We start from the raw sequence: 12505 nt of genomic DNA on the forward strand, positions 1-12505 counted from the left end.
CACTTTATGGTGGCTCAAAGCCTCTGGCCGCTAACAAGTAATTTCGTAAAATCAAAGGCTTAACGGGCGGCTCAGGCCGCCCGGCCTTTGGAGGGCAGTTTGACTCGTTATATCTCGACCCGGGGCGAGGCCCCCGAACTCGGCTTCTGCGACGTGATGCTGACCGGGCTCGCGCGCGATGGCGGCCTGTATGTGCCAACCATCTGGCCGCAGCTCTCCACCGAGACCATCGCCGGTTTCTTCGGCCGTCCCTATTGGGAGGTCGCGGTCGATGTGATTCGTCCCTTCACCGGCGGCGAGATCACCGACGCCGAGCTCGGCCGCATGGCGAACGAGGCTTATGCGACCTTCCGCCACCCGGCGGTGGTGCCGCTGCGCCAGATGTCGCCGCACCAGTTCGTGCTGGAGCTGTTCCACGGTCCGACGCTCGCCTTCAAGGACGTGGCGATGCAGCTCATCTCGCGGCTGATGGACCATGTGCTCGCCAAGCGCGGCCAGCGCACCACCATCGTGGTCGCGACGTCAGGCGATACCGGCGGCGCCGCTGTGGAGGCCTTCGCCGGCCTCGAGAACGTGGACCTCATCGTGCTGTTTCCGCACGGCCGCATCTCCGAGGTGCAGCGGCGGATGATGACGACGACGGGCGCGGCCAACGTCCATGCGCTCGCCATCGAGGGCAATTTCGACGATTGCCAGGCGCTCGTGAAAGGGATGTTCAACAACCATCGCTTCCGCGATGCCACCTCTCTGTCCGGCGTCAATTCCATCAACTGGGCGCGCATCGTCGCCCAAGTGGTCTACTATTTCACCTCGGCCGTTGCCGTCGGTGCGCCGGCGCGCGCGGTGGATTTCGTGGTGCCGACCGGCAATTTCGGCGACATCTTTGCCGGCTACGTCGCCAAGCGGATGGGATTGCCGGTGCGGACCCTGCGCATCGCCGCCAACGTCAACGACATCCTGGCGCGCACGCTGAAGACGGGGATCTACGAAGTGCGCGAGGTGCACGCGACGGCGTCGCCGTCGATGGATATCCAGATCTCGTCGAATTTCGAGCGGCTGCTGTTCGAGGCCGGCCGGCGCGATGCGGCGGGCGTGCGCCGCCTGATGGATTCGCTGAAGCAGTCCGGGCGTTTCGTGCTGCCCGATGCGACGCTGGCCGCCATCCGCGAGGAGTTCGACGCCGGGCGTGCCGACGAGACCGAGACCGCGGCCGCGATCCGCGCCGGCTGGCGCGAGGCGGGCGAGCTGGTCGATCCCCATACGGCGGTGGCGCTCGCTGTCGCCGACCGCGACACCACGGACACGCGGGTGCCGAGCATCGTGCTCTCCACCGCCCATCCGGCCAAATTCCCCGACGCCGTCGAAGCGGCCTGCGGCCAGCGGCCGCAACTGCCGGCCTGGCTCGACGGTTTGATGACCAAATCCGAACACATGAAGGTGATGAAGAACGATCAGGCCGAGGTCGAGCGCTTTGTGCTGTCGGTCAGCCGCGCCGCAAAGCAGGGAGTTGCCGGATGAGTGTCGAGATTTCCAAGCTTGCCTCCGGCCTCACCGTCGTCACCGACAAGATGCCGCAACTCGAGACCGCGGCGCTCGGCGTCTGGGCCGGCGTCGGCGGCCGTGACGAGAAGCCGAACGAGCATGGCATTTCGCATCTGCTCGAGCACATGGCGTTCAAGGGCACCACGAAGCGCTCCTCGCGCGAGATCGTCGAGGAGATCGAGGCGGTCGGCGGCGACCTCAATGCCGGCACCTCGACCGAGACCACGTCCTATTATGCGCGGGTGCTGAAGGCCGACGTGCCGCTCGCGCTCGACGTGCTCGCCGACATCCTTGCCAATCCGGCGTTCGAGCCCGACGAGCTGGAACGCGAGAAGAACGTCATCGTGCAGGAGATCGGAGCCGCACAGGATACGCCCGACGACGTCGTGTTCGAGCATCTCAACGAGCTCTGCTATCCCGACCAGCCGATGGGCCGCTCGCTGCTCGGCACGGCCAAGACGCTGCGCAGCTTCAACCGCGACATGCTGCGCGGTTACCTCTCGACGCATTATCGCGGGCCCGACATGGTGGTGGCAGCGGCCGGCGCGGTCGATCACGATCAGGTGGTCGCCGAGGCCGAGAAGCGCTTTGCCAGTTTCGAGGCGACGCCTGGCCCGAAGCCGCAAACCGCTCAATTCGGCAAGGGCGGCGCCAAGGTGGTGCATCGCGAGCTGGAGCAGGCGCATCTGACGCTGGCGCTGGAAGGCGTGCCGCAAAGCGATTTGTCGCTGTTCTCGCTCCAGGTCTTCACCAACGTCCTCGGCGGCGGAATGTCGTCGCGCCTGTTTCAGGAGGTGCGCGAGAAGCGCGGCCTCTGCTACTCCATCTATTCGTTCCACGCGCCCTATACCGATACCGGCTTTTTCGGCCTCTACACCGGCACCGATCCGGCCGATGCGCCGGAGATGATGGAGGTCGTGGTCGACATCATGAATGATTCGGTGGAAACGCTGACCGAGGCAGAGATCGCGCGGGCCAAGGCGCAGATGAAGGCAGGTCTGCTGATGGCGCTGGAGAGCTGCTCTTCCCGCGCCGAGCAGCTCGCCCGGCACGTCCTCGCCTATGGCCGGCCGCAGACGGTCGAGGAACTGGTCGGGCGGATCGACGCCGTCAGCGTCGAATCGACCCGGGACGCCGCGCGTGCGCTGTTGTCACGGAGCCGGCCTGCCGTTGTCGCATTAGGCAGTGGCAGGGGTCTGGACACGGCGGTGTCTTTTGCGGAAGGATTGACCCGGGCGCGCGCCAAGGCCCGGCTGCACTAGGAGCCGCGCAAGGGCGGGACCGCCCCGGAAAGCATCACCATGGCCCTCTTTCGCCTGCCGTCCAGTGGACCCGCCGCCCTCGCACCGCGCGGCAACGGGCTGTTGTTGCGCGCGCCGCAGATGTCGGACTTCCTGCAATGGGCTCATCTGCGCGAGTCCAGCCGCGACTACCTGACGCCCTGGGAGCCGATCTGGCCGTCGGACGATCTCACCCGCTCGGGCTTCCGCCGCCGCCTGCGCCGCTATTCCGAGGACATCGCCGCGGATCGTTCCTATCCTTTTCTGATCTTCCGCGAGCTCGACGGCGCCATGGTCGGCGGCATCACGCTGGCCAATGTCCGCCGCGGCATCGTGCAGGCCGGCACCATCGGCTATTGGATCGGGCAGCCTCATGCCCATCGCGGCTACATGACGGCCGCGCTGCGGTTGCTGCTGCCGACATTGTTCGGCGAGCTCAATCTGCACCGGGTCGAGGCCGCCTGCATCCCCACCAATGCGCCGTCGATCCGGGTGCTGGAAAAGTGCGGCTTCTCACGCGAGGGGCTCGCCCGCCGCTATCTCTGCATCAACGGGGTCTGGCAGGATCATTTGCTGTTCGGCCTGCTCCATGAGGATTTCCGCGGCTGAGCCGCGATATCGGTGCGGCCAAGTCCCCCTTTTTGCTGCCTTGGGTTCGCCGATTTTGGCGATATAACCGCATGCCCGGACGGCGATCGGCCGGGCAATTGTCATTGGAGTATGAGCGTCGATGGTGCAGCAGCTTCGGTCATCGCGGAATGCGTTGCGGCTGGGAGGGGGAGTCGCGCTGGCATTGTCGGTTGTGCTCGCCTCGGTCTCGCCGGTGAAGGCCCAGTCACTGACCGACCGCTTCAAGAGCCTGTTCGGCGGCACGTCCGACGAGCCGGCCCAGCCCAAGCCACCGCCTGCGCCCGGCCAGTCGGCCGAAGACGAGCTCGATTGCCCGCAGGTCACGGTGCGTTCGGGGGCCTCGACCTACGCGGTTGGCGCCGCCGGCAAGCCGGCCGCCGGCAACGAGGTTCGCTTCCAGGCCTCGATCACCAAGATGGCGCGCGAATGTGTCCGTAGCAGCGACGGCATCACAGCCCGGATTGGCATCCAAGGCCGCGTGATCGCCGGTCCCGCCGGTGCGCCTGCTTCCGTCGAGGTGCCCCTGCGCTTCGCCGTCGTGCAGGGCGGCGTCGGCGAGAAGGTGATTGCCTCGAAGGCCTACCGAACCACGGTCGACATGACCCCGGGGGGCAGCGTGCCCTTTACCTTCGTTATCGAGGATATGACCTATCCGGTGCCGTCACCCGCGGTCGCCGACAACTACATTTTCTATGTCGGCTTCGACCCGCAGGCGCTGTCGCCCGAGCCGAAGGGGCGGAAGAAGAAGTAGGCGAGGTGTTGCGGCAATCTCAGCTGTCATTGCCCGCGAAGGCGGGCAATCCAGTATTCCGGAGGCCGCGGTGCTTGAACCAAGAAGCCTCGGCGTACTGGATCGCCCGCCTTCGCGGGCGATGACACCCAGTTTGCGGCTCCAGATCGACCAACAAAAAAGCCGGCGCTCATCGCGCCGGCTTTTTGATTGGTGAGGCAAGATCGTCAGTTCAGCTTCTGCCTGACTTCGCTGATGCCCTTGGCCAGCAGATCGTCGGCGACCTGGCCCTTGACCGACTGCGATAGGATCGTCGAGGCGGCCTGGACGGCGGCTTCCGCGGCTGCGGCGCGGACATCGGCCAGCGCCTGGGCCTCGGCGAGCGCGATCTTGCTCTCCGCGGTCTTGGTCCGGCGGGCGACGAAGTCTTCCATCTTCGCCTTGGCCTCAGTCGCGATGCGCTCGGCTTCGCTTCTGGCGTTGGCGATGATCTCGGCGGCCTCGCGTTCGGCCGAGGCGGTGCGCGCCTTGTAGTCGGCAAGCACCTTGGCGGCTTCCTGCTTGAGGCGCTGGGCGTCGTCGAGCTCGGCCTTGATGCGGGCGGCACGATGATCGAGCGCGGTCATCGCGGTCTTGAAGACCCCGAGATAGCCGAGCACGACCATCAGGATCACGAAGGCGACGGCGACCCAAAATTCAGGTTCGAAGACCATCTCGACTAACCTTTCAGGGACGCATCGACCGCGGCATTGACCGACGCGGCGTCGGGAACGACGCCGGTCAGCTGCTGCACGATCTGGCCGGCCGCATCGGCCGCGATGCCGCGGACGTTGCTCATGGCGGCGGCGCGGGTCGAGGCGATGGTCTTCTCCGCCCCGGCGAGCTTGGCCGCCAATTGCTCTTCCAGCGCCTTGCGCTCGACCTCGGCCTGCGCATTCGCCTTGTCGCGGGATTCGTTGCCGATCGCCTGCGCCCGCGAGCGCGCCGCAGCGAGCTCGTTTTCGTAGGCCTTCAGCGCCGCCTCGGACTGATCCTTCAGCTTCTGCGCCTCGGCGAGGTCACCCTCGATCTTGTTCTGACGCGCCTCGATCGCACCGCCGATGCGCGGCAGGGCGAGCTTGGACACGATCACGTAAAGCAGGACGAAGAAGATCGCGAGCGACACCAGCTGTGAAGCGTACGTGCTGCTCTCGAACGGCGGAAAGCCGCCACCGTGGTGACCACCGTCAGCCGCGGTATGAGCGCCCGCCGCCGGACCTTTTGCGCCGCCATGACTCTCAGCCATGGAGTTCTCCTGTTGCTGTCACACGCGCCGTCCCAGGGATTGGAACGGCGCGAAAAACGTCGTCCTCAGAGCGGAACGAACAGCAGCAACAGTGCGATCAGCAGCGAGAAGATGCCGAGCGCTTCGGTCACGGCGAAGCCGAAGATCAGGTTGCCGAACTGGCCCTGAGCGGCCGACGGGTTGCGGACGGCTGCGGCCAGGTAGTTGCCGAAGATCACGCCCACGCCGACGCCCGCACCGCCCATGCCGATGCACGCGATGCCCGCGCCGATAAGTTTTGCTGCTGCCGGATCCATTTTAGACTCCTTGGAAGAAAGATTGGGTTGTGGGTGGAAATTCCCCGGACCGTTCAGTGTCCCGGATGAATGGCGTCGTTGAGGTAGATGCAGGTCAGGATCGCGAACACGTAGGCCTGGAGGAACGCGACCAGGATTTCCAGCGAGGTCAGCGCGACCGTGAGCGCCAGCGGCAGCACGCCGCCGACCCAGCCGAGGGCGCCGAGCGAGAAGCCGAGCATGGCGACGAAGCCTGCGAAGACCTTCAGCGCGATGTGGCCGGCCAGCATGTTGGCGAAGAGACGGACGCTGTGGGAGACCGGCCGCAGGAAGAACGACAGGATCTCGATGAACATGACCAGCGGCAGGATGTAGATGGGGACGCCGTGGGGAACGAAAATCTTGAAGAACTTCAGGCCGTTCTTGTAGAGGCCGTAGATCAGGACCGTGAAGAAGACCAGCAGTGCGAGCGCTGCGGTGACGATCAGGTGGCTCGACACCGTGAAGGTGTAGGGGATGATGCCGACCAGGTTCGAGACGCAGATGAACATGAACAGCGAGAAGATCAGCGGGAAGAACTTCATGCCTTCCGTGCCGGCCGTCGAACGGATGGTCGAGGCGACGAATTCGTAGGAGATCTCGGCGACCGACTGCAGGCGCCCGGGAACCAGCTGCGTGCCGCTGGCGAGCATCAGGAGCGAGATGATCGCCACGGCCACCAGCATATAGAGCGACGAATTGGTGAAGGCGATCGTGTGATTGCCGATATGGCCCAGGGTGAAGAGAGGCTCGATGTTGAACTGGTGGATCGGATCGATTTTCATCAGCGCGGCATCTCTTGTCTGCCGGGCAATGCCGGCGGGTCTCGGTCTGCCGGCCGGGCCGGCCCGTACCGGCGAGGCCGGCACGATCACTCTCCTGGTGCGGATCGGCTAAGATCCCCCGCGCCTGTTCTGACCCGCGCCTGCCGTTCTCACCACATTCACTACGCCGGCGACGAAGCCCAGCAACAGGAACACGATAAACCCGAAAGGCGAGGTCGACAGCAAGCGGTCGAAACCCCAGCCAATCCCCCCTCCGACAGCGACGCCGGCGATCAACTCCGAGGATAGTCGGAAACCAAGCGCCATCGCCGAGGCTCTGGCCGCTCCGTCTCCACCGTCACCTGCGGGTTGCTCGGTCTTGATCCGGCGGTCGCGAAGTTCGGACAACCTGTGATCAAGACTCCCGAGCCGTTCGGAAAGCTCAGCTTCCTCGGACGATCTATCGCGATCTCCATTCTCGCCGTGCCCCGTGCCCTGTGTCATGCAACGAAGACCCGAAACGCCGCGGCTGAATGGAAATTACGCCCGCCACCCTCAAAAGCCGCGCGGACCATACTGATGGCCTATAATCAAGTCAAGCCAAGTCACGATTGCGTCGCTTTCGGTTATGTGGCTGATTTATTTGGCAATATTGGCGCGAACGGCAGCGCTGCGCACAGCGTGACGCCGCACCGCAGCAGCTCGCCGCCTGATCGGCGGATGCTGTCGCCGTTTCGCCGCACAGCCGGGATCGAAGACGCCGCCGCGATCGTTGATGTCGGTGTGCGTTTTGGGCGGCGGATCACCTCGCCGGGGTGTAGAATTTGCCAGATTGCCACCTGCACGCCGTGGCGGAGAGCGCGATGAGACCAGCAACGTCATCCACAACATCCTGGCTTGCGGCGGCGGCGTTTGCCGCGGCGATGGCGATCGGCGGTGATCTTGTGGCTGCGCAATCCGCGCCCGACGGCGAAACCGGCCGCTACAGCATGACGCCCATCCCCGACGGCGTGCTGCGGCTCGACACCCGCACCGGCACGGTCTCGACCTGCACCAAGAACGGCGCCGGCTGGGCCTGCTATGCGGTGCCCGACGAACGGTCCGCGCTCGACGCCGAGATCGGCAGGCTCCAGGCCGAGGTCGAGAGGCTGAAGGGGCAGCTCGCGGCGGGGCCGACGGTGTCGGGCAAGGTCGACGAGGCGCTGCCGAAATCCGACCCGCTGAAGAAAGCCGAGCCCAGGAGCGCCGAGGGCGAGCGCAAGATCGAGATCCCGCTGCCGAGCGACCAGGACGTCGATCGCGTGATGTCGTTTCTGGAAAAGGCCTGGCGGCGGCTGATCGACATCGCCAACCGCGTGCAAAAGGACGTGTCGGGAAGGATTTGAGGCGCAGCGAGATGCCATAGTGCCGTAGGGTGGGCAAAGGCGCAAAGCGCCGTGCCCACCATCTTGATATTGTCGCACGGATTGGTGGGCACGCTTCGCTTTGCCCACCCTACGGCGGCTTTCCGAGTTGAGAGACCTTCCATGACATCAGGCAAATCCGTCACACGCTCGGCGCCATCGACGGTGCAAGCCACCACCATCTCATCCTCACTGCTGGCGGTGCAGACATCGGGCCATGGCTTCACCGATCTCACCAGCGAAGCTGCCAAATTCATCGATGAGGTTCGCGCGCGCGACGGTGCCTTGACGCTGTTCATCCGGCATACCTCGGCCTCGCTGACGATCCAGGAGAACGCCGACCCTTCCGTGCTCGTCGACCTCGCCACGGCGCTGTCCCGGCTCGCGCCGGAGAATGCCGGGTGGACCCACGACACCGAAGGACCGGACGACATGCCGGCCCACGTCAAGACGATGTTGACCGGGAGCTCGCTTCAGGTCCCGGTTCTGAACGGCAGGCTCGCGCTCGGCACCTGGCAGGCGATCTATCTGATCGAGCATCGCAAGCGCCCGCACCGGCGCGAGGTGGTGCTGCAATTCGTCGGCAGCAATCAGTAGAGCGTTTTCGAGCCAGGCGGGCGCCGGTTCGCGTCAAGAAAGCGCGTCAAAGCAAAGAGCTGACACAAAACAAAACCGGCCGCGGAGACCGCGGCCGGTTGGGTCGGTTGAGATCGGTTCGATCAGGTGCCCTTGATGTCGACGTCCTTGGTCTCGGGCAGGAAGAAGAAGCCGATCACGACGGTAATCGAGGCGAAGATGATCGGGTACCAGAGGCCGGCATAGATGTCGCCGGTCGAGGCCACGATGGCAAAGGCGGTCGCCGGCAACAGGCCGCCGAACCAGCCGTTACCAATGTGGTAGGGCAGCGACATCGAGGTGTAGCGGATGCGGGTCGGGAACAGTTCGACCAGCATCGCCGCGATCGGGCCGTACACCATGGTCACGTAGACCACGAGCACGAACAACAGGCCGATGATCGCCGCCACCTGCGGACGGAAGATGTCGAGCGGATGCGCCATCTTCACGATGCCGGCATCGCCAGGCTTCGGATAGCCGGCCGCCTGCACCGCGGCGAGGACCGCCGGGTTGCTGTCCTTGGCGTTGGTGTAGACAATTTCCTTGCCGTTCACCGTCACCTTCACGTCCGAGCCGGCCGCGCCTGGCGTGGTCGTGTACTTGACTGACGACTGCGACAGGAACGCACGTGCGGTGTCGCAAGGCGCACTGAAGACACGGGTGCCGACCGGGTTGAACAGGTCGCCGCAGCCTTTGGGATCAGCCACCACCTCGACCTTGGTCTGCTCGATGGCCTTTTCCAGCGCCGGGTTGGCGTTGGTGGTGATCATCTTGAAGATCGGGAAGAAGGTCAGTGCCGCGATCAGGCAGCCGCCGAGGATGATCGGCTTGCGGCCGATCTTGTCGGACAGCATGCCGAACACGATGAAGAAGCCGGTGCCGAGCAGCAGCGACCAGGCGATCAGCAGGTTGGCGGTATAGCCGTCCACCTTCAGGATCGATTGCAGGAAGAACAGCGCGTAGAACTGGCCGGTGTACCAGACCACGCCCTGGCCCATCACGCCGCCGAGCAGCGCGAGCAGCACGAGCTTGCCGTTCTGCCAGTTGCCGAAGGCTTCGGTCAGCGGCGCTTTCGAGCTCTTTCCCTCGTCCTTCATCTTCTGGAAGATCGGGGATTCATTGAGGCGGAGCCGGATCCAGACCGAGATGCCGAGCAGCAGCACCGAGACCAGGAACGGAATGCGCCAGCCCCAGGCCGCGAACTCCGGTTCGCCGAGGGCGCTGCGGGTGAACAGAATCACCAGCAGCGACAGGAACAGGCCGAGCGTCGCGGTGGTCTGAATGAAGGAGGTGTAGTAGCCGCGCTTGCCGTTCGGAGCGTGCTCCGCGACATAGGTCGCCGCGCCGCCATACTCACCGCCGAGGGCCAGGCCCTGGGCGAGGCGCAGCACGATCAGGATGATCGGAGCCGCGATGCCGATGGTCGCCGCGTTCGGCAACAGGCCGACGATGAAGGTCGACAGACCCATGATCAGGATGGTGACGAGGAAGGTGTATTTGCGGCCGACGATGTCGCCGATGCGGCCGAACACGATCGCGCCGAACGGACGCACCAGGAAGCCGGCTGCGAACGCAAGCAGCGCGAAGATGTCGCGGGTTGCCGGCGGATAGGCCGAGAAGAACTGCGCGCCGATGATGCTGGCCAGCGAGCCGTAGAGGTAAAAATCGTACCATTCGAAAACGGTACCGAGCGAGGAAGCGAGAATGACGAACCGTTCGTCCTTCGTCATCCCTCCCGCGCCTGTTTGAGATACAGCCATTGTCGACATGTTGAGTCGCTCCCCGAAACGTGTTTCCTCGCGCCCCCAGATGTCCGGACATGCCGGATCAATCCAGGACTTGCCCATAAGGTAACATCGGCGTGAAAGCCGCCCCAATACGACTTTCGGCCTTGCGCACTGACGCGCGGTATCAGGCGCCGGTGCGCTATGACGGGGGATCCGGGATTAACCCCTTTGCAGCAAAGGGATAATGTGCACTTGCATGCCAAGGCCGCACGGGGAAGAATTGCCACACCCGGGATCGGTCCGCCGGCCTGCGAACGACAGCAAGAGAACGATGAACGCTCCATCGACCCATCTCGTCATCGCCGATGACCATCCCCTGTTCCGCGATGCGCTGCGACAGGCGGTGGCCGGCGTCCTGACCTCGGCCAGAATAGACGAGGCCGGATCGTTCGAGGATCTGACCAAGCTCCTGGAACAGTCGTCGGACGTCGACCTGATCCTGCTCGACCTCTCGATGCCCGGGATCTCCGGCTTTTCCGGCCTGATCTATCTGCGCGCGCAATATCCGGCGATTCCGGTCGTGATCGTCTCGGCCTCCGACGACAGCGCCACGATCCGCCGATCGCTCGATTTCGGCGCGTCCGGCTTCATCCCGAAGCGGTTCGGCGTCGAGACCCTGCGTGACGCCATCCTCAAGGTGATGGAAGGCGACGTCTGGGTTCCCGCCGACACCGACCTGTCCGCAGCTGGCGACCCCGACATGACGCGCCTGCGCGACCGCCTGGTGACGCTGACGCCGCAGCAGGTCCGGGTCCTGATGATGCTATCGGAGGGCCTCCTCAACAAGCAGATTGCCTATGAGCTCGGTGTCTCCGAGGCCACGATCAAGGCGCATGTCTCGGCCATCCTGCAAAAGCTCGGCGTCGAGAGCCGCACCCAGGCCGTGATCGCGGCCGCCAAGATCGCCGGCGGCCAGTGGAGGCAGGGCACGCCGACGGGGTAGCGTTCATGCGCTAATTGGCGGATGTCCGGACTTGAGGACGAGCGGAATCATTCGGTGCGATGAGAGCTTCGGCGGTTTTGACCCGTTGCGGACATTTCGATCGACGGATGAGCTGAACCGCTAAGCCGCCGTTTGGAATAGACGGCCGCTGCTCGTTTTGGCTAAGCTGGCATCAAATTCCGGAGAATGCAGATGCCATACTTTGCAGCCAAGCAAGACCGATCCGATCGCATCTCCAAGGTGCTTGCCGACGTGTTCTGTGGGTTGTTGCTGGGAACCTTTTCAATCGTTTTCTTCGGGCTGCTTGGCGGCGTTCTTTCTTTCCTGTTGTTGGAAGCTTGCTTGCTCGCACTCGATTGGGTGATGCCTAACGATGACGATGCAGCCGGCGTCGTTCGCTAGAGAGTTGATGGGAAACAGATGCGGAAGCCTGTCAAATCCGAAGCCGAGCTGATCGCCATGGCGAAGGCCGAGCTGAAGGTTCACTCCGACTGTCCCGATGGAATGACAATTTCCATCCTCCGCGACGGGAATTCCTGGGAGTTTCGAGCCAGCGCAGATCGGGCCACCGCGGATCGGCCGGGCTACCCTGAGTGCGTTGCCATGCTTGTCCAGATCGGCGATCACCTCTGCAAGCAGTACAACGTCGAGGGATAACGCCTTTGAGCCCGCATGCGGTCCTAGAACAGGTGCTCGATCACCATGGTCAGACCGGCTGCGAACGACATGATGATCACCAGTGGAATTCCCGTTTCAAAGAACGGCAGCGCCATCCAACGATGAGGTTGCCCGTTGCGAGGCAGAAACATCCAGAGAAGGGCGATTGACAAAACGACCAGGAGTGCGCCGACCACGAAATCCCCCTCTGAAGCAGCGATATCCTCGTTAACCGCGGTCCGTTCGAGCGCGCTGCCGGCGACACCCTTCAGGTCGACGCGATTAAGCACCGCGACCTTGTTTAGACGTCAGTGCGGCAGATTGTCTATTTTGTTGTTGACCCGGAAATTGCCGACGGTAAATGTGCCTTGCTTCACGCGGCGGCGAGACCTGAACACCTCGTGCCGAAAACCGACAACAAGAACGGGCGGAAGCATCAGGAGGGTGGATTAGCTCCCGCGCAGAAGTGGACGGCTGCCGATGTGCCGCCACGGTCATGCTCGCTTGGAGATAGCACTCAGCGAGCGGGGAAAAGACATCGATGCGCCCATTGTT

The 12505-nt window shown here is 64.1% G+C and carries 17 protein-coding genes; 10 read left to right on the plus strand and 7 right to left on the minus strand.

The window, feature by feature from the left end; all coding sequences use genetic code 11:
• Positions 1-99: 99 nt before the first annotated feature.
• The 4 genes from thrC (at position 100) to D6B98_RS32425 (ending at position 4203) form a co-directional block, all read left to right on the plus strand.
• A complete protein-coding gene (thrC, locus tag D6B98_RS32410) occupies positions 100-1518 on the plus strand; it encodes a threonine synthase (RefSeq protein WP_164719018.1) in 1419 nt (472 codons plus the stop codon).
• Entirely contained in the window at positions 1515-2804 is a 1290-nt protein-coding gene (locus D6B98_RS32415; RefSeq protein ID WP_126261080.1) for a M16 family metallopeptidase, read from the plus strand. The genes thrC and D6B98_RS32415 overlap by 4 nt, the downstream gene beginning before the upstream one ends.
• A gap of 39 nt (positions 2805-2843) precedes the next feature.
• A complete protein-coding gene (locus tag D6B98_RS32420; RefSeq protein ID WP_126261081.1) occupies positions 2844-3431 on the plus strand; it encodes a GNAT family N-acetyltransferase in 588 nt (195 codons plus the stop codon).
• A 121-nt stretch (positions 3432-3552) separates the two neighbouring features.
• Positions 3553-4203 carry a hypothetical protein gene (locus D6B98_RS32425; RefSeq protein WP_126261082.1) on the plus strand — a complete coding sequence of 217 codons (651 nt, stop codon included), beginning with the start codon at positions 3553-3555 and terminating at the stop codon, positions 4201-4203.
• A 206-nt stretch (positions 4204-4409) separates the two neighbouring features.
• On the opposite strand, the gene D6B98_RS32430 is transcribed toward D6B98_RS32425, so the two are convergent.
• The 5 genes from D6B98_RS32430 to D6B98_RS32450 form a co-directional block, all read right to left on the minus strand.
• The gene (locus tag D6B98_RS32430) at positions 4410-4895 is read right to left on the minus strand and encodes a F0F1 ATP synthase subunit B family protein (protein ID WP_126261083.1); all 486 of its coding nucleotides are present in this window, start codon (positions 4893-4895) and stop codon (positions 4410-4412) included.
• 5 nt (positions 4896-4900) lie between these two features.
• Positions 4901-5467: a F0F1 ATP synthase subunit B gene (locus D6B98_RS32435; protein WP_126261084.1), complete on the minus strand. Its 567-nt coding sequence runs from the start codon at positions 5465-5467 to the stop codon at positions 4901-4903.
• A 65-nt stretch (positions 5468-5532) separates the two neighbouring features.
• Positions 5533-5763, minus strand: a complete 231-nt coding sequence (locus D6B98_RS32440) for a F0F1 ATP synthase subunit C (protein ID WP_007599451.1) — start codon at positions 5761-5763, stop codon at positions 5533-5535.
• 53 nt (positions 5764-5816) lie between these two features.
• Complete coding sequence (locus D6B98_RS32445; RefSeq protein ID WP_126261085.1) at positions 5817-6566, minus strand: F0F1 ATP synthase subunit A; 750 nt, start codon at positions 6564-6566, stop codon at positions 5817-5819.
• Between the two features lie 108 nt (positions 6567-6674).
• Positions 6675-7049, minus strand: a complete 375-nt coding sequence (locus D6B98_RS32450) for an AtpZ/AtpI family protein (RefSeq protein ID WP_126261086.1) — start codon at positions 7047-7049, stop codon at positions 6675-6677.
• Here D6B98_RS32450 and D6B98_RS32455 point away from each other — a divergent pair.
• The 3 genes from D6B98_RS32455 to D6B98_RS32465 all read left to right on the plus strand — a co-directional run bounded on the left by D6B98_RS32455 (position 6957) and on the right by D6B98_RS32465 (position 8545).
• Positions 6957-7412, plus strand: coding sequence for a hypothetical protein (locus tag D6B98_RS32455; RefSeq protein WP_164719004.1), 456 nt, complete (start codon positions 6957-6959; stop codon positions 7410-7412). The genes D6B98_RS32450 and D6B98_RS32455 overlap by 93 nt on opposite strands.
• A complete protein-coding gene (locus D6B98_RS32460; RefSeq protein ID WP_126261087.1) occupies positions 7409-7930 on the plus strand; it encodes a hypothetical protein in 522 nt (173 codons plus the stop codon). Before D6B98_RS32455 ends, D6B98_RS32460 begins: the two co-directional genes overlap by 4 nt.
• A gap of 141 nt (positions 7931-8071) precedes the next feature.
• Complete coding sequence (locus tag D6B98_RS32465; RefSeq protein WP_164719019.1) at positions 8072-8545, plus strand: secondary thiamine-phosphate synthase enzyme YjbQ; 474 nt, start codon at positions 8072-8074, stop codon at positions 8543-8545.
• Positions 8546-8667: 122 nt separating this feature from the next.
• Here D6B98_RS32465 and D6B98_RS32470 read toward each other — a convergent pair whose 3' ends face one another.
• Positions 8668-10293, minus strand: coding sequence for an MFS transporter (locus tag D6B98_RS32470; RefSeq protein WP_205680542.1), 1626 nt, complete (start codon positions 10291-10293; stop codon positions 8668-8670).
• 328 nt (positions 10294-10621) lie between these two features.
• Here D6B98_RS32470 and D6B98_RS32475 point away from each other — a divergent pair, with 328 nt between their 5' ends.
• The 3 genes from D6B98_RS32475 to D6B98_RS32485 all read left to right on the plus strand — a co-directional run bounded on the left by D6B98_RS32475 (position 10622) and on the right by D6B98_RS32485 (position 11950).
• On the plus strand, positions 10622-11293 hold the full coding sequence (locus D6B98_RS32475) for a response regulator (protein WP_126261089.1): 672 nt from the start codon (positions 10622-10624) through the stop codon (positions 11291-11293).
• Positions 11294-11485: 192 nt separating this feature from the next.
• Positions 11486-11695 carry a hypothetical protein gene (locus D6B98_RS32480; RefSeq protein WP_126261090.1) on the plus strand — a complete coding sequence of 70 codons (210 nt, stop codon included), beginning with the start codon at positions 11486-11488 and terminating at the stop codon, positions 11693-11695.
• A gap of 18 nt (positions 11696-11713) precedes the next feature.
• Positions 11714-11950 (plus strand): hypothetical protein, encoded by a 237-nt coding sequence (locus tag D6B98_RS32485; RefSeq protein WP_126261091.1) that lies wholly within the window; start codon positions 11714-11716, stop codon positions 11948-11950.
• Positions 11951-11973: 23 nt separating this feature from the next.
• Here D6B98_RS32485 and D6B98_RS32490 read toward each other — a convergent pair whose 3' ends face one another.
• Positions 11974-12240 carry a hypothetical protein gene (locus D6B98_RS32490; protein ID WP_126261092.1) on the minus strand — a complete coding sequence of 89 codons (267 nt, stop codon included), beginning with the start codon at positions 12238-12240 and terminating at the stop codon, positions 11974-11976.
• Between the last annotated feature and the right edge of the window lie 265 nt (positions 12241-12505).

Origin of the sequence: Bradyrhizobium sp. LVM 105 (assembly GCF_003957705.1) — a bacterium.
GTDB lineage: Bacteria > Pseudomonadota > Alphaproteobacteria > Rhizobiales > Xanthobacteraceae > Bradyrhizobium > Bradyrhizobium frederickii.

Bases quoted from the DNA above. Each gene is read 5' to 3' on its own strand.
- D6B98_RS32445 (WP_126261085.1), bottom strand. From the start codon at position 6,566: ATGAAAATCGATCCGATCCACCAGTTCAACATCGAGCCTCTCTTCACC.
- D6B98_RS32480 (WP_126261090.1), top strand. From the start codon at position 11,486: ATGCCATACTTTGCAGCCAAGCAAGACCGATCCGATCGCATCTCCAAG.
- D6B98_RS32450 (WP_126261086.1), bottom strand. From the start codon at position 7,049: ATGACACAGGGCACGGGGCACGGCGAGAATGGAGATCGCGATAGATCG.
- D6B98_RS32460 (WP_126261087.1), top strand. From the start codon at position 7,409: ATGAGACCAGCAACGTCATCCACAACATCCTGGCTTGCGGCGGCGGCG.
- D6B98_RS32465 (WP_164719019.1), top strand. From the start codon at position 8,072: ATGACATCAGGCAAATCCGTCACACGCTCGGCGCCATCGACGGTGCAA.
- D6B98_RS32425 (WP_126261082.1), top strand. From the start codon at position 3,553: ATGGTGCAGCAGCTTCGGTCATCGCGGAATGCGTTGCGGCTGGGAGGG.
- D6B98_RS32485 (WP_126261091.1), top strand. From the start codon at position 11,714: ATGCGGAAGCCTGTCAAATCCGAAGCCGAGCTGATCGCCATGGCGAAG.
- D6B98_RS32430 (WP_126261083.1), bottom strand. From the start codon at position 4,895: ATGGTCTTCGAACCTGAATTTTGGGTCGCCGTCGCCTTCGTGATCCTG.
- D6B98_RS32475 (WP_126261089.1), top strand. From the start codon at position 10,622: ATGAACGCTCCATCGACCCATCTCGTCATCGCCGATGACCATCCCCTG.
- D6B98_RS32415 (WP_126261080.1), top strand. From the start codon at position 1,515: ATGAGTGTCGAGATTTCCAAGCTTGCCTCCGGCCTCACCGTCGTCACC.
- D6B98_RS32470 (WP_205680542.1), bottom strand. From the start codon at position 10,293: ATGACGAAGGACGAACGGTTCGTCATTCTCGCTTCCTCGCTCGGTACC.
- D6B98_RS32420 (WP_126261081.1), top strand. From the start codon at position 2,844: ATGGCCCTCTTTCGCCTGCCGTCCAGTGGACCCGCCGCCCTCGCACCG.
- D6B98_RS32435 (WP_126261084.1), bottom strand. From the start codon at position 5,467: ATGGCTGAGAGTCATGGCGGCGCAAAAGGTCCGGCGGCGGGCGCTCAT.
- D6B98_RS32440 (WP_007599451.1), bottom strand. From the start codon at position 5,763: ATGGATCCGGCAGCAGCAAAACTTATCGGCGCGGGCATCGCGTGCATC.